The organism is Salinivibrio sp. AR647 (genome assembly GCF_001995415.1).
Taxonomy (GTDB): Bacteria; Pseudomonadota; Gammaproteobacteria; order Enterobacterales; family Vibrionaceae; genus Salinivibrio; species Salinivibrio costicola.
The window spans coordinates 51,833-69,656 of record NZ_MUFE01000001.1 but is presented as its reverse complement, the minus strand read 5'-3'; the positions used below and the strand labels follow the sequence as shown (position 1 = coordinate 69,656).

Below are 17,824 nucleotides of genomic sequence, written 5' to 3'. Positions count from 1 at the left end.
ATGAAATAATGATATGGAACCGCAGATCCTCAACCCGCTCACCTTGCCACTTGATGGCGTCCGATTAATCGAAGCCTCCGCCGGCACCGGCAAGACGTTTACCATTGCTGGCTTGTACCTGCGATTGTTGCTTGGGCATGGCCGCGCAGCGCCGTGTCGGGTCGAGCAAATACTGGTGGTGACGTTTACCGAAGCGGCAACCCAAGAGTTAAAAGACCGTATTCGGCGTCGCATTCATGAGGCGCGTTTTGCCTTTATGCGCGGTGAGAGTGACGATCCCATCATTGAGCCTTTGCTGGCAGAGATTAGCGATCATAAAACCGCGGCGCAGCGTCTGTTAGAGGCCGAGCGGCAGATGGACGAAGCGGCTATCTATACCATTCACGGTTTTTGTCAGCGGATGCTGACCCAAAATGCGTTTGAGTCGGGCAGCCTGTTCAGTCATGAATTTGTCACCGACGAGCGACAGATCAAAGCGCGCGCGGCGGCCGATTTTTGGCGTCGTCGTTTTTATCCGCTGCCAAAATCGTTAGCCGGTGTGGTGAGCAGCTACTGGCCCGCGCCGGAGGCCTTATTAAAAGAGATTGCGCCCTATTTATCCGGACCGGCTGTCACGGTTAAGGCGCCTGATCTCGGCGAAGATCTCATGGCGGCACACCAAGCGGCGATTGCCAAGATTGATGCGGTGAAGCGCGCATGGCGCGAGGCGGGGGAGCAGATCACCGAGCAGCTCAGTGCCGCTAAACTCGATGGCCGTAGTTATCGCAAAGATCATCTGGCGAACTGGCTGAACGCGATGGAACAATGGGCCAATGCCGAGACGCTTGATTACCAGTTGCCCGACAAATTGGAAAAATTCGCCCAACAGACGTTAGCGGCCAAGAGTAAAGCTGAGTCACCGAGTCTGGCGCTATTTGAGCAGATTCAGGCATTGGTTGATCAGCCGCCGACGTTAAAACCGGGATTAACCGCGCTGGCGATTAAAGAAGTGCGGCAGCTGCTCCGCCAAGAAAAACGCCGCCAAGGGTGGCTCTCGTTTGACGATCTCCTTTCTCAACTTGCCAGCGCACTTGACCAAGATAGCCAAGGTCAGTTGGCGGCACGTATTCGCAGCTTATATCCGGTGGCAATGATTGATGAATTCCAAGACACCGACCCGCTGCAATATCAGATTTTTAGCACTGTCTATCAGCCGCCAGTGGCGGACGATGCCCCTGTATTCGCAGACGCAGAGACAGACACAGGGGAAGAGGATGAGCGCACCGGTTTAATGATGATTGGCGATCCTAAACAGGCGATTTATGCCTTTCGTGGCGCCGATATCTTCACCTATATTCATGCCCGTGCACAGGTGAGTGATCACTATAACCTTGCCACCAACTGGCGCTCGACAGATGGCATGGTGCGCGGGGTCAATGCCTTGTTCTCGCGTGCTAAGGCACCGTTTGTTTATCAAGACAGTATTCCCTTTTTAGAGGTAGCCTCTTCGCCTAGCGCCAAACAAAAGGCGCTGGTGGTGGAGGGAAACGAGCAGCCCGCGCTCACCTTTTGGCATCACAGCCCGGATGAATTATGTGGCAAGCAAGATTTTGAACAGACCTTAGCTGTGAGTACCGCACAGCATATTACTCAAGTGCTCAACCAATCGGTGGCGGGCAATAGTTATTTGCAAACTCCAGCAGGCCAAGCCGAAATTCAGCCGCACAATATCGCCGTGTTGGTGCGCACCGGCCGCGAGGCACAGCTGGTCAAGCAAGCGCTGGCCGAAAAAGGCGTGGCGTCTGTCTATCTTTCTAACCGTGATAATGTGTTCGCCAGCCCCGTCRCCAGCGATATTGAGCGCATTTTAGTGGCGGTCATGCAGCCTGAAAACGAGCGTAAGTTGCGGGCAGCGCTAGCCAGCCACTTATTTGGCCTGACCGCCGAGCAGCTGGCATTACTCAATCAAGACGAAGCCTTGTGGGAGCAAGAGGTGGTGGCCTTTAGCCATTACCGTGATACTTGGCAGCGCCGTGGGGTGATGCCGATGCTGCGCCAAGTCGCCAGTGCCCGCCAAGTGGCAGAAAACTGGTTGGCGATGCCGCAAGGCGAGCGCTGTGTGACCGATTTTTTGCATATTGCGGAGTTGCTGCAAAGTGCCAGCCAGCAACTGGACAACCCACACGCGCTGATCCGCTGGCTACAAGAGCGGATGGCCGAGCCGGCTCAACAATCGGAAGAGCAGCAGGTGCGGTTGGAGTCGGAGCGTGATTTGGTGCAAATCGTCACCATCCACAAATCGAAAGGCTTGGAGTACGATTTGGTTTACTTGCCGTTTGCTTGTCAGTATCGCGAAAGCAGCCAACCTTTTTATCATGATGAACAGTATCAGCCGGTACTGGCGTTGGATAATGTCGATGAGGGCAAAGAACGCGCTGAAAAAGAGCGGCTGGCTGAAGATATCCGCTTGCTGTATGTGGCGGTCACGCGAGCTGTCTACGGTTGTTTTATCGGCTGTGCCCCCCTTAAACAAGGTAACAGTCGGCAAAAAGACTCGGCCTTGCACTTAACGGCCCTGGGTTATTTGCTCCAGCATGGAGAAGTCGGTGATGCTAGCCTGCTGGCCGAGAGTTTAGCTGGGTTGGCGAGCGCGAGCGATGCGGTGGCTGTGGTTGCGCCACCGGAGCCGGATGATAGCCGTTATGCCCCTGAAACGGGGGCGCACGAGGCGCTAACCGCGCGTCAGTTTGACGGCAAGATTGACCGTCAGTGGCGCTTAACCAGTTACTCAGGGCTGTTAAAACAGAGCCATCATGTCAGCGCCTTGCCAACATTAGCCAGTTACGACTTGGACGCGGACGATGACCTCGCCGATGAGGAGACGCCGGATGTGGCGGTGGATCCTTGGTCGGTTTTTGCGTTTCCCAAAGGCGCGCGAGCCGGTACCTTTTTACATACCTTGTTTGAAGAGGTGGACTTTACCGCTGATTTGATGAGTGAAGAGGTCGCTGAGCTTATTACCCATCACCTTAGCTTGGAAAACTATGACCCGCAGTGGTGCCCGATATTGCAGCAGTGGATGACACAGGTATTGAAACACCCGCTAAATGAACAAGGGCTGATGCTGAATCAAATTGACAACGCCAGTCGGTTAACGGAGATGGAGTTCGTGATGCCTTTGGCTGCACTCGACTGCCAGCGACTGAACCGACTCGCCGCACGATATGATGCACTGTCAGCGCGTGCTGGACAGCTCTCCTTTGAGACAGCGCGCGGGATGTTAAAAGGTTTTATCGATTTAACCTTCCGCGCCGATGGCAAGTATTACGTGCTGGATTGGAAGTCGAACCATTTAGGGGACAGTGTGGCCGATTACCATCCTGATGCGCTTAAAGAGGCGATGATCGCGCACCGATACGACTTTCAGTATCAGATCTATACCTTGGCGCTGCACCGCTTTTTGCGCCAGCGGATCCCCGATTATGATTACGACACCCATGTGGGGGGCGTGTTTTATTTCTTTTTACGGGGCGCCAGTGATAGCGGCGAGACCGGTGTATTCGCGTATCGCCCCGACAAGGCGCTGATTGACGCCTTGGACAACCTCTTTGCTGGAGAGTCGGTATGAAACAAGCATTAATGGCACTATACCAGCGCGGTGAATTGCGAGCGATTGATGTGCAATTTGCTTGTTTGATGGGCGAAGAAGAAAACCAATTAGATAAGGCTGCTATCACCGTATGGGCGGCGCTGCTGAGTCGTGAAGTGGGCAAAGGGCACGTCTGCCTTGACTTAAACCAGTGGCAGCCACCCACTGACGTCGCTTGGCAGCCTTTATTGGCGCACATTGATAGCCAAGCGCCAAGCAAGCAATTGGCGCAGGCCTCAGTCGTGTCCGATGGGACGCAGGCGACGCCCTTGGTGCTTGCCGAACACCGATTGTATTTGCATCGCTACTGGCATGCCGAGCAGCAAGTGGCGGAGCATATTCGCCAGCGTCTCGCGGCGCTGCCGGTACCGGATGAGGCCAGCCAAACCCTAGATAATTTATTTGCCGCCTCACAGGTAGAGATAGACTGGCAAAAAGTGGCGGCAGCCACCGCGTTGACCCAGCCGTTTGCGGTGATTTCGGGTGGGCCGGGTACGGGTAAAACCACCACCGTCGCCCGTTTGTTGGCGGCGCTGGTGGCGTCACACCACGCCGAGCGTACAACGTCTGCAGCGCTCACCATCAAGCTGGTTGCCCCGACCGGTAAAGCGGCCAACCGATTGACTGAATCACTAGGACGGGCGATTGCCGCCTTGCCTGTTGATGATGACGTGAAAGCGGCGCTGCCGACCCAAGCCAGTACCATTCATCGATTATTAGGGGCGATTCCGCAGCGAGTAGCGTTTCGCCATCATAAAAATAACCCCGTGCATGCGGATGTGTTGATTGTCGATGAAGCCTCGATGGTGGACTTGCCCTTGATGGCGCAGTTATTCGATGCCTTGGCGCCCTCAACACGCATTATTTTGCTGGGGGATAAAGATCAGCTTGCCTCTGTGGAAGCGGGGGCGGTGCTTGGCGATATTTGTCAGTACGCCGAGGCGGGCTATCCAGCGGCGCAAGCAGCGCGTTTAAGCCAACTGACAGGCTTTGACGTACCCGAAAACCCGCACGCGCCAGCGATTGCCAGTGCTTTGTGTTTATTGCGCAAAAGTTATCGCTTTGATGCCCAATCCGGCATCGGTCAGCTCGCCTTTGCGGTGAACCGAGGAGAGATGGCCGAGGTGGGGGCGGTGTTAAAACGCGGCTATGGCGATATTGCCCACCATGTGTTGAGTGATGACAGCTATCAGACCCTGATGCTTCAAGCGGTGGCGGGGTATCGCGACTACCTAACGGCACTCGATCATTCGACGCTCGAAAATCAGCGGCCCATGGCCGACGTGCTGAGTGCCTTTAGCCAATTTCGATTGTTATGCGCATTGACCGAAGGTCCATTTGGCGTCGCTGGCCTCAACCAAGCGATTGAACAGCATTTGGCGTCGGCGGGGCTGATAGCTAAAGAGCGTGACACCTGGTATCACGGCCGGCCGATCATGATTATGCAAAACGATCATGCACTGGGTTTGTATAACGGTGACATTGGCATTGCGGTGCAGCAAACGGGGATCACCCGGGTGGCGTTTGAAACCCACGATGGCGAGGTGCGCTATTTGCTTGCCAGCCGTCTGCCCGCCCATCAAACCGCGTTTGCGATGACGGTGCATAAATCACAGGGCTCGGAGTTTGCGCACACAGTCCTGGTATGTCCGCCCACCATTTCACCGGTGATCACCCGCGAGCTGATTTACACCGGCATCACGCGGGCGAAGCACCAGCTTGATCTTTACGCGTCTTGGCCGGTGCTGCGCCACGGTGTGAGCGCACGCACCGCAAGGTATAGTGGTTTGCCGGATGCCTTGTTGGCGCCCTTATAATGGCGAGGTCAGCTAAAGCGCTAAGGTTAGTACCTTAGACCGGCGCTGATAGTTGTACAGCTCTTGGCGGGTGTTGGGGAGCGCCGAGACATCGGAAAGCAAAAAGCCTTGCTCCAGAAACCAATGCAAACTGTGGGTGGTGAGCACAAAAATCGTTTCAAGTCCTTTGGCTTTGGCGCGTTGCTTGAGGTGATTGAGCAGCATGACGCCGCGGTCGCCATCACGATAGTCTGGATGAATGGCGACACATGCCATCTCGCCGGTGCGCGCTTCACTAAACGGATAGAGTGCGGCGCAGCCTATCACTAACCCATCCCGTTCGATGATAGTAAAGCGTGGGATTTCTTGCTCCAATTGTTCTCGCGAGCGGCGCACCAGGATCCCTTGTTGCTCCAACGGTCGGATTAAATCCAAGATCCCACCGATATCGTCAATCTCAGCTTGGCGCACTTTTTCGGCACGCTCCATCACGATCTGGGTGCCGATCCCTTCAATCGAGAACAGCTCTTGGATCAAGGCGCCGTCTTTTTTATAGCTAATCAAATGACTGCGAGTGACTCCCGCGCGACACGCAGCAATCGCGCCCCGTAAAAAGCGACTGGTGCCAGAGCCAGTATCGCCAGCGGCTTCTCTCACTTCTAGAAGTGGCTGGGCTTGCGTGGGCAGTAACTCAGAAATCACTTCATTGTCTTGGTTTAAGACCCCTTGTTCGGAGCAAAAGCCAATCAACTTGTCTGCGCGTAACCGAATTGCGACTTGAGTCGCCACTTCTTCGGAGGTGAGGTTAAAGCATTCCCCTGTCACTGAACTGGCTACTGGCCCCATCAGCACAATCGCGTTTTGATCCAGTTGGCGTTGAATACCGTCGGTATCAATACGGCGAATTTTGCCACTGTGACAATAATCAATCCCCTCGTCGACACCCAACGGTTGCGCGATAATAAAATTGCCACTGATCACATTAATCTGAGCACCCGCCATTGGGGTGTTGTTGAGCCCCATGGATAAACGCGCGGTGATGTCGAGCTGCACTTGGCCGGCGGCTTGTTTGACCACTTCAAGCGCGTGGCTGTCGGTGATGCGTATTCCTTTGTGATAAGGCGTTTCCAGTCCGTACTGATTGAGCGCGCGATTGATTTGCGGGCGGGCACCAAACACCAATACTAGCTTCATGCCAAGGCTATTGAGTAGCGCGATATCATTGACGATATTTTTAAAGTTCTCATCCGCCATCGCCTCGCCACCCAGCATGATCACCGCGGTTTTATCTCGGTGAGCATTTACATAAGGTGCAGATTGGCGAAATCCTTTAACCAGTGCGGTACTTCTTATCTTCACGCGCATACCCGTTTATTTATTCACTTTATATGCCTTTTTATTCTTTTTTAGGTCTGAGTGTCAAGTCCTGTGCGGTGTCAGTGCGCATGTGAAACGATAAGAATTAGCTCCCATACTCGATGTTGGCCGATGAAGCGAGATCACAATCTGGCGTTCAGCGTCTAAAGTAAAGTGATGAGTCAGTTATGCTGGAATAAAAAGCACTGAGGGGTAAGCGCGTGCGAAAAACGAAACAAGTGGTTCTATTAGTTCTATTTATATTATTTGGTGGAACGGGATTTTTAGTGGCGACCCAGCCTGCAATTTTTGCGCCTGACGTGACGCAAACCGATTTGTATGGCGAATGGGTTGAAACAGAGGTCGCGCCCTATGCAGCTGATCGTTTTGAAGTCCGCAAAGACGGTATCTATACCAATGGCAGCCGGGTTACGACGAGTTATCAGTTTGATGGTGATAAGCTAAGTTATTCGATTGGTACGCAAACGTACGTGTATCGTGTCGAAAACAAAAGTACCTTAGAACGCTTATCGCCCGCGCATTACACGTCTTTTTTTGCGAAAGACGACTAGATGTTGGCATCCAATGGAGTTATTAGGTTACGACGGCACAAGTAGGGGCGCCCAGAAACTCTCCGAGTAGGCACAAGGATGCAGAGTGCTCAGATCGTGATTAATATTTCACAGACTCTATTGTCGACAATAACTCATTGACCGAGCATTGCTTGGTGGCTACTCGGCGTAAAAGATCGGCAGTTTCCGAGTCGCCACCTAGGCAACGCTGAATACTGGTATTGATCACATTATGGGTACAACCTTCACTGGCCATCATGCGGATCCATTGATATTCCACCGCATCGCTATCAAGTAACGTCGAACGCCCAACTTTCAAGTCCATGGTAATCATTACTCCTTTTTTGTTGCATTTTCTATGCATTTTTGTTTCATGCATAGTACATAACAATTATATGACAGTTTGATGAATGACCAAGCAGTTACTAGGATAATCTGAATGACATCACAATTGAACTGTATTATTTTGCAGGCATTTACAGTCTGATAATGATAAGTGATTGCCAAATTCATCGCTTTTTGCGAGCCTTAGCGCTACAAACTAACTGATTGGATGATGGTGTGAAAAAAGCGTTAGTCGTGATGGCGTGTGTGGCGGTACTCGCAGGGTGTGTTAGGCCGACTGATCGTGGTCAGCAGTATCGAGATGGGCGGTTTGAACGTATTTTAACCCCAGTATCTCAGGTGGTGTCGGAAAGTCCGCGCGACTTTAGTTTATTTCAGGAGCAGCTTGCAGAAGTAGAAGCAAAATCTCCCTCGTTAGTGGTCAAGCATCAAGCGGTATACCAGCGCTTGCAGGCATGGCTGGACGCAGGAGGCAATGTGGGCACGCTCGCTGAGTTTGGCCTGAGTGTTAACCAAATGGGCGGTGGCGATGATTTCGGTAACGTGATGTTTACCGGCTATTTCTCACCCGTGATTGAAATGCGCCATCAACCCGATGCCTTATTCCGTTATCCAGTTTATGCCAAACCGCCTTGTGATGAAGACTGCCCTGATCGTCAAGCGATTTATGACGGTGCTTTAGAAGGGTTAGGGTTGGCGTTGGGTTACAGCGCGTCTCGCATCGATAACTTTATTATGGAAGTGCAGGGCAGTGGTTTTGTCCATTTTGGTGACAATGATCAGCTCGAGTATTTTGCCTACGGCGGTAAAAACGGTCATCCGTACGTCAGTATTGGTAAGGTATTAATTGAAAATGGTGAGGTAGCCAGAGAGGATATGTCGTTACGGGCGATTCAAGATTGGGTCGCGGCGCACGATGAAGAAGAGGTTCGGACCTTACTGGAACACAACCCGTCGTATGTGTTCTTTACGCCCAAAGCGGCGGATCCTGTCAGTGGGACGGCGGGGATCCCGTTAAAAGCGGGCGCCTCTGTGGCGGCGGATCGACGTTACTTACCTATGGGCAGTGTATTACTTGCTGAAGTGCCACAGCTTGATGACCAGGGTAAATGGACGGGAGAGCATGTGCTCAAGCTTTTAATGGCGTTGGATACCGGTGGGGCAGTGAAAGAAAATCACCTGGATTTATACCATGGCATGGGTAATAAAGCAGGCGAGCAAGCCGGTCATTACAAACACTTTGGTCGGGTTTGGAAACTGGAACCGTTAGCGCCACAAATGGTGAATCAGCCCTAACGGCTAAGATTAAGACTCATCCTTGAAGCAATAAAAAAGCGAGCGTTTGACGCTCGCTTTTGCATTTAAGCCAACGAAGTATGATTACTCAATCAAACCCGCTTCACGATAGTAGCGTGCTGCGCCTGGGTGCAGGGGAGCAGACAGACCATCTTTTACCATTTCTTCTTTCTTCAAGTTGGCAAACGCTGGATGTAAGCGACGGAAATCATCGAAGTTCTCAAACACCGCTTTCACGACGTTGTAAATGACGTCTTCAGAGACTTGGCTTGAGGATACAAACGTAGCACCCACACCAAAGGTCGTCACATCATTATCGTTACCCCGGTACATACCTCCTGGCAATATCGCTTGACGATAATAATCGCGCTCGCTGATCAACTGTTTAGCCGCATCGTTAGCGACTTCAACCAATACGCTATCACACGCAGTCGTTGCCTCTTGGATCGCACCACTCGGGTGGCCTACGGCATAAACCATGGCGTCAATTTTATTGTCACAGAGGGCTTTTGATTGTTCAGACGCTTTCAGCTCGGAAATTTGGCCGAACTTATCCATGTCCCAACCCATTTGATCCATCAATACTTCGATGGTGCCACGCTGACCTGACCCTGGGTTACCAATGTTAACGCGCTTGCCTTCGAGGTCATCAAAGGTTTTTACGTTTGCATCAGCACGAGCGACCACGGTAAAAGGTTCTGGGTGGATAGAGAAAACCGCGCGCAGATCTTTAAATTCGCCTTGATCTTCAAACTTGCTGGTGCCTTTGTAGGCATGATATTGCCAGTCGGATTGTGCGATCCCCATATCGAGCTCGCCAGCACGAATGGTATTGATGTTGTAGATAGAACCGCCTGTACTCTCTACAGAGCAGCGAATGCCGTGGTCATCTTTACTTTTGTTAACCAGACGACAAATTGCACCGCCCGTCGGGTAATAAACACCCGTCACACCGCCAGTACCAATGGTTACAAACTGATTGGCTTGAGCCGTTGCTGCGGTTCCTAGTGCAGCGGAAAAGCTGAGCGCAATCAGAGTCGGTTTCATCGCTTTCATGCTTAAGATTCCTTTTTAAGTTAGAGGTTGCTATCCGGGCGCACCCTCGAAGATGGTATGACACTCGATGTAAATATGACAATAACGTGTCACCGCGCTATTTTTTCAATCTTTTAACAATATTTGCAAGCAATAGTATTGGGTTAAAACGATTGGGTCATGGTTTGTCTTAGTGCTTGTACAGGTTTAGTACAATATCCCAGGTTTTCCAGTGTGTTGCGCAAATTTGTGATCTGTGATGCGTTATCGTGTGCCTGGCTTTGATCGATGTGTTGGGTGTTGTTTTCAAAGCCGATTCGAACGTCACCGCCCAGTGTCGCGGCTGTGGTTAAACAGCGACTTTCATGACATCCAAATGCGCAGACAGACCAAGGAATAGTGCCATTGGCGTGAAGCGCATGATACATGGCGACGACATCTTCGGACATACCTCGGGGTGGAGTCCGATCTCGCCCTGCAACAAAAAGCAAGTGATGACCTCGTGAGGGTAAAATACCTTGTTCGCGCAGCGTGTAGTAGCGTGCCAGTTCTCTGGGGTGATAGAGAATAAACTGACTATAGATCCGAGCTTCAACCGTCCAAGCAAAAAAATCTGTTACCGCTTTGCTTGGAGGCTGATGATCAGGGATAAGCTCTCGTAGCGCAAAGGAAGCGGCTTCGGGTTTGACGGCTTTAATCAGCGCCATTTGTTGCTGGGGGGAATAGCGGCCTACGGCTTCGGTGGTGAGTTGAATCACCATACGATCACCGACGGCATCTATTACTTGCTGATATAGCGCTTGGTTTAGCGCGGGATCAAGGCTATGGGCTCCCTGTTGATCGCGGGCGTGGATGTGGGCCATGGTTGCGCCTGCCTCGGCGCATTCGTGTAGGCAGTGAATAAGCTGTTCGCCGGTGACAGGCACACGCGGATGGTGCACGGGCTGTAAGTGCGCACCATTGGGGGCAACCATGATCGTCCTTGCGTCTCGCATTCTTTTCCCTCACTTCTGAATCTGTCGTTATTGGTAAGGCAAGCACATCTCTAATGTCAGTGCTAGCTTGTCGGTAATGGCCGCGATATGAGTTGATTCAATGATATAGGGCGGTGCGAGTAAGATGTGATGCCCCTGCTTACCATCAATGGTACCGCCCATGGGATAGCACATGAGTCCGTTATGCATGGCGGTTTTTTTTATCGTTTGATGGAGCGTAAGTTCAGGCGAGAAGGGACGCTTGCTGGTTTTGTTTGCCACCAGCTCCAACGCTAAAAATAGCCCACGTCCGCGAATGTCGCCGACAAAAGGGTGAGAATCAAACTGATGGTGTAACGCCGATTTAAGCGCCTTTCCTTGCTGCTCAGTGGCGTCAACTAATCCTTCTTGCTGAATGGTGGTGAGTGTTGCTAAGGCAGCGGCACATGCCGTTGGGTGAGCCATGAAGGTGTGGCCATGTTGGAAAAAGCCTGACCCAGATGCAATTGCTTCATAGAGACGATCCGAGACCAAGGTGGCGCCAATGGGCTGATAACCAGCAGCCAGTCCTTTAGCGATGGCGACAATATCCGGAACGATGCCTTCATGTTCAAAAGCGAAAAAGCGACCGGTGCGCCCCGTGCCGCACATGACTTCATCGAGGATCAGCAAAATATTGTACTGATCGCAAATTGCGCGAATACGAGAAAAGTATCCCGCTTCCGCGGTCAATGCACCGGCTGTCGCCCCCACCACAGGTTCTGCGATAAACCCAATGACGGTTTCCGGCCCTWTTTCTAACAGCATGGCTTCCAGCTCGTTGGCCACCCGCTGACCATACTCGTAAGCGGTCTCATCGGGACGTTGATCGCGATAGGCGTAACAAGGGGCAATCAAACTGGTATCCATCAACAACGGGGCAAAGGGGGCGCGTCGCCATGCGTTGCCACCCACGGACAGCGCCCCGAGTGTATTACCGTGGTAGCTTTGGCGGCGTGCGATAAAATGTTGTCGTTGGGGTTCACCGACTTCCACCCAGTACTGGCGAGCGAGTTTTAGCGCGGTTTCCATCGCTTCCGATCCACCACTGACTAAATAGGCGTGATTTATCGAGGGAGGTGCAAGATCGGCCAACATCTTGGCGAGCGCTTCACTGCTTTCTGAGGTAAAAAAGCCGGTATGCGCATAGGGAATCGCATCAAGCTGACGGTGGATAGCGTCCAATACGGCAGGGTGGTTGTGCCCAAGGCAAGAGACGGCTGCGCCTCCGCATGCATCGAGATACTCGTTACCTTGAGTGTCGATTAAGTACATCCCATTACCACTGGCAATGGTAGGGGGAAGATGATGACAGTGACGGTGAAAGACATGACTCATACGAGGGCCTCAATGCAAGCGTGATAACTCAGTATGGTGAACTTGTGTTTTAAACCGCAAAGGATATATTTTCACCAGGTATGCAAAAAAGGAATGAGATGATGAATGTGCGTTTGCCGTCGATGCGTTCGCTTCAAACATTGATTGCGGTGGCTCAAACAGGAAGTTTTTCAGAAGCTGCCAAGGGGTTGCATGTCAGCCAAAGTACGGTGAGCAAGCAAATACAGCAGCTTGAAGAAGGGATTGGCCAACCACTCTTTGAGCGACACGCAGGGGGAGTAAAACTCAACCGAGTCGGTGACTCTTATTTAAATGTGATATCGGCCAGCGTCAATGATATCGCCAATGCCACGGCGCAAGCGCGCCAGCAAAGTGCAAGGCAAGAGTCTGTCAGCTTACTGGTACCGCCTTCGTTTGCCAGCCTTTGGTTGATTCCTCAGCTGCCTGAATTTAAATCGCAGCATCCTGATATTTCTGTGGTGGTCAGTGCCAGTGACTATGTGCCCCAAGGGAAAGAAAGTGAACTGGATATTTTAATCCGCTGTCAGCCTCATCAGCAGGCAGGCGCGCAAGGAGCCTGTTTAATTCACGAACACTTATCGCTTGTCGCATCAGTGACTTTGCTACCAGAGCCTTTGGATCGGACCGCGTTGTTATCGGAGGTGCCGGTTTTATCTCATTTGACGCGCCCTTCACTGTGGGAGCAGTTTTGGCAACAATTTGGGCTGGCTGACAGTAATCCGCAATATGGCGCAGGCTTTGAGCACTTTTTTATGGCGCTTGAAGGCGTGAAACAGGGTATGGGCATGGCGTTGATCCCCACCTTTATGGCCTCAGCCGCCCTGTCAAACGATCAGATTGTAAATCCCTTGGGGTTAAGCATAGACAGCGGCTATGGCTACTACCTTTATAGTGCGCGGTATAAGCAGCGTTCACCCGCTGTCATGCATGTGATCAACTGGCTGTGTGACGCCCTCAAGGTGGATGTGGCTAGACATCCTATCAGCAAGTCGGTATAACGCCTGTCAGCGCGATCAACGAAGACAATAGTTATGACACATCCCCTATCAGAATCCTATCTGCAACGTTTTGGCGGTACGGCTCGTTTGTATGGACGCCGTGCGCTAGAGGTGTTTCACCAAAGCCATATTTGTGTCATCGGTATTGGTGGCGTGGGATCGTGGGCAGTGGAATCGCTGGCTCGCACAGGGATTGGGGCGATCACCCTTATTGATATGGATGACGTGTGTGTCACCAACACCAACCGACAAATTCACGCGCTGAAAGATACCATCGGTCAAAGCAAAAGTGAGGTAATGGCTGAACGCGTGGCAGCGATTAACCCGGAATGCCAAGTCACTGTGATTGATGATTTTATCTCACCGGATAATATTGCTGAGTATATCGATAAGCGCTTTGATTATGTGCTTGATGCGATCGATAGCATTAAGCCCAAAACCGCATTATTGGCACACTGCAAGCGGCACAAAATCAAAGTTATTACCGTCGGGGGCGCGGGTGGGCAGATTGACCCGACGCAAATCCAGGTGGCGGATCTCACCAAAACCATTCAAGACCCCTTGGCGGCCAAGCTACGCAATAATTTGCGTCGCTTTTATGGTTTTACCAAGACGAAAGGACGCAAGTTCGGGATTGACTGTGTTTACTCCACCGAGCAGCTCAAATATCCGCAACCGGATGGTAGTGTGTGTGAGAGTAAATCATCGGCAGAAGGCCCGAAACGGATGGATTGTGCCAGTGGGTTTGGCGCCGCAACCATGGTGACAGCAAGCTTTGGATTTGTCGCGGTCTCACGTATTTTACAAAAACTAATCGCCGCTGATCAGCGGCGCGAAGATTAGAAAGTGACGCCCCAGCCTGATCTGTCGGGGCGCCATTTTTGTGGGACGGTTGATTAAGCCTCTTCTTTTACCGGTTCAGATTCGGCTGATTTCGGCCCAACGTCCGATTTAACCGGCAGTACCTGGCGTACATATTCACCTGGTGCAGCATAAAGTACAGGGTAGCTGTCTGATCCCGTTGGGTAGGGCTCAACTTGTTCGTCGGGACTATAACTTCGTAACCATTTTTCCCAATGTGTCCACCATGATCCAGTCTGGTGAGACGCGCCTTCCAGCCACTCCTCTGCCGTATCTGCGAGGTGGTCATTGGTCCAAAAGCCGTATTTTTTCTTCACTGGATGATTAACAATCCCTGCAATATGGCCGGACTCACCTAATACGAAGGTTTTATTGCCGCCGACATTGAGCGCACCACGGTACGTGCCTTGCCACAGAGCAATATGGTCTTCTTTAGTGGAAATAAAATAACTGGGAACTTTGATTTTATTGAGATCAATCCATACACCACCGACTTTAACGCCCTTATCTTGCACCAGCTTATTTTCGAGGTATAAATCGCGCAGGATAAAATTATGGGTTTTAGCTGCTACGTTGGTACTGTCACTGTTCCAATACAGCAAATCAAAGTCGACTGGGCTATTCCCTTTCAGATAGTTCTCGATGTAGTAGTTCCAATAAAGACTATTTTCCCGCAACAAGCTAAAGGTCACACTCAGCGATCGCCCATCCATATAACCGCGAGCAGTATTCTGCGCTTCTATGGCTCGGATGAGACTATCATTGATGTAAGCGCCAATTTCACCAGGCTGTGAGAAATCGAGTAAGGTAGTAAAGAAACTTGCCGACTTAATACGCGCTTTCATGCGTTTGGCAGAGTAGTAGGCAATGGTGCACGCTAATACGGTTCCACCAATACAATAGCCAACACCATTAATCTGTGATTGGCCGGTGATGTCTTCAATCGCACTGACGGCTTTTACTGTCCCTTGCGTGACATAGTCTTCAAAGCCAATATCAGCTTGCTCAGCAGATGGATTGCGCCATGACATCAAGAAGACGGTGTGTCCCTGTTCTACTAACCAACGAACCAGTGAGTTTTTCTCGCGCAAATCGAGAATGTAATATTTATTGATAAAAGGCGGCACCACTAACACAGGTGTGGCATGGACGTTTTCGGTGACCGGGCGGTATTGAATAAGCTCAAACAGGTCATTTTTATACACCACGTCTCCTGGGGTGTTAGCAACGTCATCGCCAACGCGGAAAGCGTTATTATTGGTCATGCGTACTTTTAGGATGTCGGCGCTTGACTCCATGTCTTGTTTTAACTGCTCCATGCCACGCAGCAAGTTCTCACCTTTTGATTCCAGCGTCATTTTTAACAACTCTGGGTTGGTCGCGATGTAGTTGCTGGGGGCCATGGCATTAATGGCTTGGCGAGAGAAAAAAGAAAGGCGCTCACGGGTTTTATCATCGAGTCCTTCAATGGCCTCAATGGTCTCCATGTAGGTACGTCCAAATAACAGATACGATTGCTTGATAAAGTTATAGAGGACATCTTCTTGCCACGCCTTGTCCTTGAAACGTTTATCGTCGCTACCTTCGCTGATCACTTCGTCCGTGTTATCACGGGCGAGCATGGCGTTCTGCCAGATTTGCATTTGTTGTTCCCACCACTGCATCTGTACTTGTAGAAGTGCAGCGGGTTGTTGAGCCGCGCCTTCCAGCAATTGAGCAGTGTCTTGCAGGCTGACTTCCTGCATGGCTTGATTAAACGGTGTGTCTACGGCTGCCTTGCCCTGCTCAAGATCCTGCCACCATTGCTGGTTTTGTTCTTGCAGCCTGGCAAGGTAGTCCGAAAAGAAGTGATGAAACATAATGTTGCCCTCTTGATCGGAAAAGCACTATAAAGGCCTGCTACGGTGAGTAGCAGGCGATAGTGCAGTAACCCTGCCTTTATGCTGGGGTGCCGGCTTTCATGTTTTCAGCCGTGATTTTGTCGATATCTTCTTTGAACTCTTTAGCGATGTTTTGCAGTTTGGTGCTGTCATCCATCATTTGCTGAGACAGTTTGGTTAATGCTGCCAGTTGCTGGCTACTAAATGATGTCATGCTGGTGACATCTTTGACTTCGCTGGCAGCTTTCATCTGCTCAAGACCGAGCGAGCTGTATGTGCGCATCGCGTTCATTTGCAGTTCGGTGAGTGTTTCGACATTTTTGGCTACCAGCTTGTTAAAATTAACGTAGGGAGCCAGGGCTTTTTCAGATTGCTCAGAAAACGCTTTAAACATATCTGTGTACATGGTGTATCTCCTGATAGTGTTGTTCTGGGGATTTTCCCCAAGGTCGCAAGTGTCCGTTTATACTTGTGTACGCTTAATTACTAAAGCCGTACCCATACCGCCGCCAATACACAAAGAAGCAACGCCATAGGTTTCGCCTCTTCGCGCAAGCTCGTGTAGCAAGGTCACAACAATTCGGTTGCCGGATGCACCAAGCGGGTGGCCAAGTGCAATTGCTCCGCCATTGACGTTAGCACGTGCCAAGATGGCATCGGGCGTCGTCTTGTGGTGCTCAGCTAGTTGGTGAACCACCCCGAGTGCTTGCGCAGCAAATGCCTCGTTGAGTTCAAACAAATCAATATTATCGAGAGTGAGGTTGGCTTTATCGAGTGCGGTGTTCACCGCACCCACGGGGCCTAACCCCATGACGCTAGGATCAACTCCGTGCTGTGAATAGGCACTTACTTCTGCTAATGGGGTGAGCCCATGTTTATTGACTGCCGATTCGGAGGCTAAGATCACCGCACTGGCACCATCGTTGATGCCTGATGCATTACCCGCGGTCACCGAGCCTTCTTTATCAAAGGCGGGACGTAATTTTCCCAGCCCCTCAAGGGTTACGTCTTCTTTAGGATACTCATCGGTGTCAAAGGTAATGGTCTGCTTACGCTGCTTAATCTCAATGGGAGTGATCTCGCTTTTAAAGCGACCGGCTTCTATCGCTGCAACCGCTTTTTGCTGGCTGTGTAGGGCAAACTGATCTTGTTGCTCGCGAGTGATATCCATTTTTTTAGCAACGTTTTCTGCGGTGACGCCCATATGATATTGGTTATACACATCGGTGAGACCGTCATTGATGAGCAAGTCTTTCATCGCAAAGTTGCCCATCTTTTGCCCTGTTCGTAAGTTCCCGGCCGCTGCAAACGGAATCTGTGACATGTTTTCTACGCCAGCAGCGACCACAAGTTGTGCATCACCAGCGCGAATATGAGTAACAGCATCCATAATGCTTTTCATCCCACTGCCGCAGACCATATTGACAGAGTATGCGGGAACATGAGTAGGGATATCGGCATAGATAGCTGCTTGACGACCTATTCCCATTCCTTGTCCGGCGCTGACTACATTGCCTACAATCACTTCGTCGATAGCCTCACCAGTTAATCGACTTTCAGCTAATGCGCCTTTGACAGCATAGGCAGCCAATTGGCCGGTAGGGATATCTTTGAGCGTGCCTGAAAAAGCACCGATGGCGGTGCGTTTTGCCGCCACAATAAAAATGCGTTCCATCAATCTATCC

14 protein-coding genes are annotated in these 17,824 nt (G+C 51.2%); 6 read left to right on the top strand and 8 right to left on the bottom strand.

What is annotated here, in order from left to right:
- The first annotated feature begins 13 nt into the window (after positions 1-13).
- Together recB and recD are read left to right on the top strand one after the other, a co-directional pair.
- A complete protein-coding gene (recB, locus tag BZG76_RS00320; protein ID WP_077459755.1) occupies positions 14-3,607 on the top strand; it encodes an exodeoxyribonuclease V subunit beta in 3,594 nt (1,197 codons plus the stop codon).
- Complete coding sequence (recD, locus tag BZG76_RS00315; RefSeq protein WP_077459754.1) at positions 3,604-5,445, top strand: exodeoxyribonuclease V subunit alpha; 1,842 nt, start codon at positions 3,604-3,606, stop codon at positions 5,443-5,445. The genes recB and recD overlap by 4 nt, the downstream gene beginning before the upstream one ends.
- 12 nt (positions 5,446-5,457) lie before the next feature.
- Here recD and argA read toward each other — a convergent pair whose 3' ends face one another.
- Positions 5,458-6,783 carry an amino-acid N-acetyltransferase gene (gene argA, locus BZG76_RS00310; RefSeq protein ID WP_025744514.1) on the bottom strand — a complete coding sequence of 442 codons (1,326 nt, stop codon included), beginning with the start codon at positions 6,781-6,783 and terminating at the stop codon, positions 5,458-5,460.
- A gap of 218 nt (positions 6,784-7,001) precedes the next feature.
- Between argA and BZG76_RS00305 the strand changes: the two genes are divergently transcribed.
- A complete protein-coding gene (locus BZG76_RS00305) occupies positions 7,002-7,352 on the top strand; it encodes a DUF2850 domain-containing protein (RefSeq protein ID WP_077459753.1) in 351 nt (116 codons plus the stop codon).
- A 100-nt stretch (positions 7,353-7,452) separates the two neighbouring features.
- On the opposite strand, the gene BZG76_RS00300 is transcribed toward BZG76_RS00305, so the two are convergent.
- Entirely contained in the window at positions 7,453-7,677 is a 225-nt protein-coding gene (locus BZG76_RS00300) for a hypothetical protein (protein ID WP_025744513.1), read from the bottom strand.
- A 236-nt stretch (positions 7,678-7,913) separates the two neighbouring features.
- On the opposite strand from BZG76_RS00300, the gene mltA reads away from it, so the two are divergent.
- A complete protein-coding gene (mltA, locus tag BZG76_RS00295; protein WP_077459752.1) occupies positions 7,914-8,993 on the top strand; it encodes a murein transglycosylase A in 1,080 nt (359 codons plus the stop codon).
- Positions 8,994-9,077: 84 nt separating this feature from the next.
- Here mltA and BZG76_RS00290 read toward each other — a convergent pair whose 3' ends face one another.
- The 3 genes from BZG76_RS00290 to BZG76_RS00280 all read right to left on the bottom strand — a co-directional run bounded on the left by BZG76_RS00290 (position 9,078) and on the right by BZG76_RS00280 (position 12,379).
- The gene (locus BZG76_RS00290; protein ID WP_021022036.1) at positions 9,078-10,049 is read right to left on the bottom strand and encodes a TAXI family TRAP transporter solute-binding subunit; all 972 of its coding nucleotides are present in this window, start codon (positions 10,047-10,049) and stop codon (positions 9,078-9,080) included.
- A gap of 143 nt (positions 10,050-10,192) precedes the next feature.
- Positions 10,193-11,002, bottom strand: coding sequence for a 3-keto-5-aminohexanoate cleavage protein (locus BZG76_RS00285; protein ID WP_158011307.1), 810 nt, complete (start codon positions 11,000-11,002; stop codon positions 10,193-10,195).
- 48 nt (positions 11,003-11,050) lie between these two features.
- The gene (locus BZG76_RS00280; RefSeq protein ID WP_077459750.1) at positions 11,051-12,379 is read right to left on the bottom strand and encodes an aspartate aminotransferase family protein; all 1,329 of its coding nucleotides are present in this window, start codon (positions 12,377-12,379) and stop codon (positions 11,051-11,053) included.
- A 98-nt stretch (positions 12,380-12,477) separates the two neighbouring features.
- Here BZG76_RS00280 and BZG76_RS00275 point away from each other — a divergent pair, with 98 nt between their 5' ends.
- Both BZG76_RS00275 and tcdA read left to right on the top strand, forming a co-directional pair.
- The gene (locus BZG76_RS00275) at positions 12,478-13,398 is read left to right on the top strand and encodes a LysR family transcriptional regulator (protein WP_198532282.1); all 921 of its coding nucleotides are present in this window, start codon (positions 12,478-12,480) and stop codon (positions 13,396-13,398) included.
- A 33-nt stretch (positions 13,399-13,431) separates the two neighbouring features.
- Positions 13,432-14,241, top strand: a complete 810-nt coding sequence (gene tcdA, locus BZG76_RS00270; protein WP_021022032.1) for a tRNA cyclic N6-threonylcarbamoyladenosine(37) synthase TcdA — start codon at positions 13,432-13,434, stop codon at positions 14,239-14,241.
- 53 nt (positions 14,242-14,294) lie between these two features.
- On the opposite strand, the gene phaC is transcribed toward tcdA, so the two are convergent.
- The 3 genes from phaC to BZG76_RS00255 form a co-directional block, all read right to left on the bottom strand.
- On the bottom strand, positions 14,295-16,118 hold the full coding sequence (phaC, locus tag BZG76_RS00265; protein WP_077459748.1) for a class I poly(R)-hydroxyalkanoic acid synthase: 1,824 nt from the start codon (positions 16,116-16,118) through the stop codon (positions 14,295-14,297).
- 79 nt (positions 16,119-16,197) lie between these two features.
- The gene (locus BZG76_RS00260) at positions 16,198-16,545 is read right to left on the bottom strand and encodes a phasin family protein (RefSeq protein ID WP_021022030.1); all 348 of its coding nucleotides are present in this window, start codon (positions 16,543-16,545) and stop codon (positions 16,198-16,200) included.
- Between the two features lie 57 nt (positions 16,546-16,602).
- A complete protein-coding gene (locus BZG76_RS00255; protein WP_077459747.1) occupies positions 16,603-17,814 on the bottom strand; it encodes an acetyl-CoA C-acetyltransferase in 1,212 nt (403 codons plus the stop codon).
- Positions 17,815-17,824 lie beyond the last annotated feature (10 nt).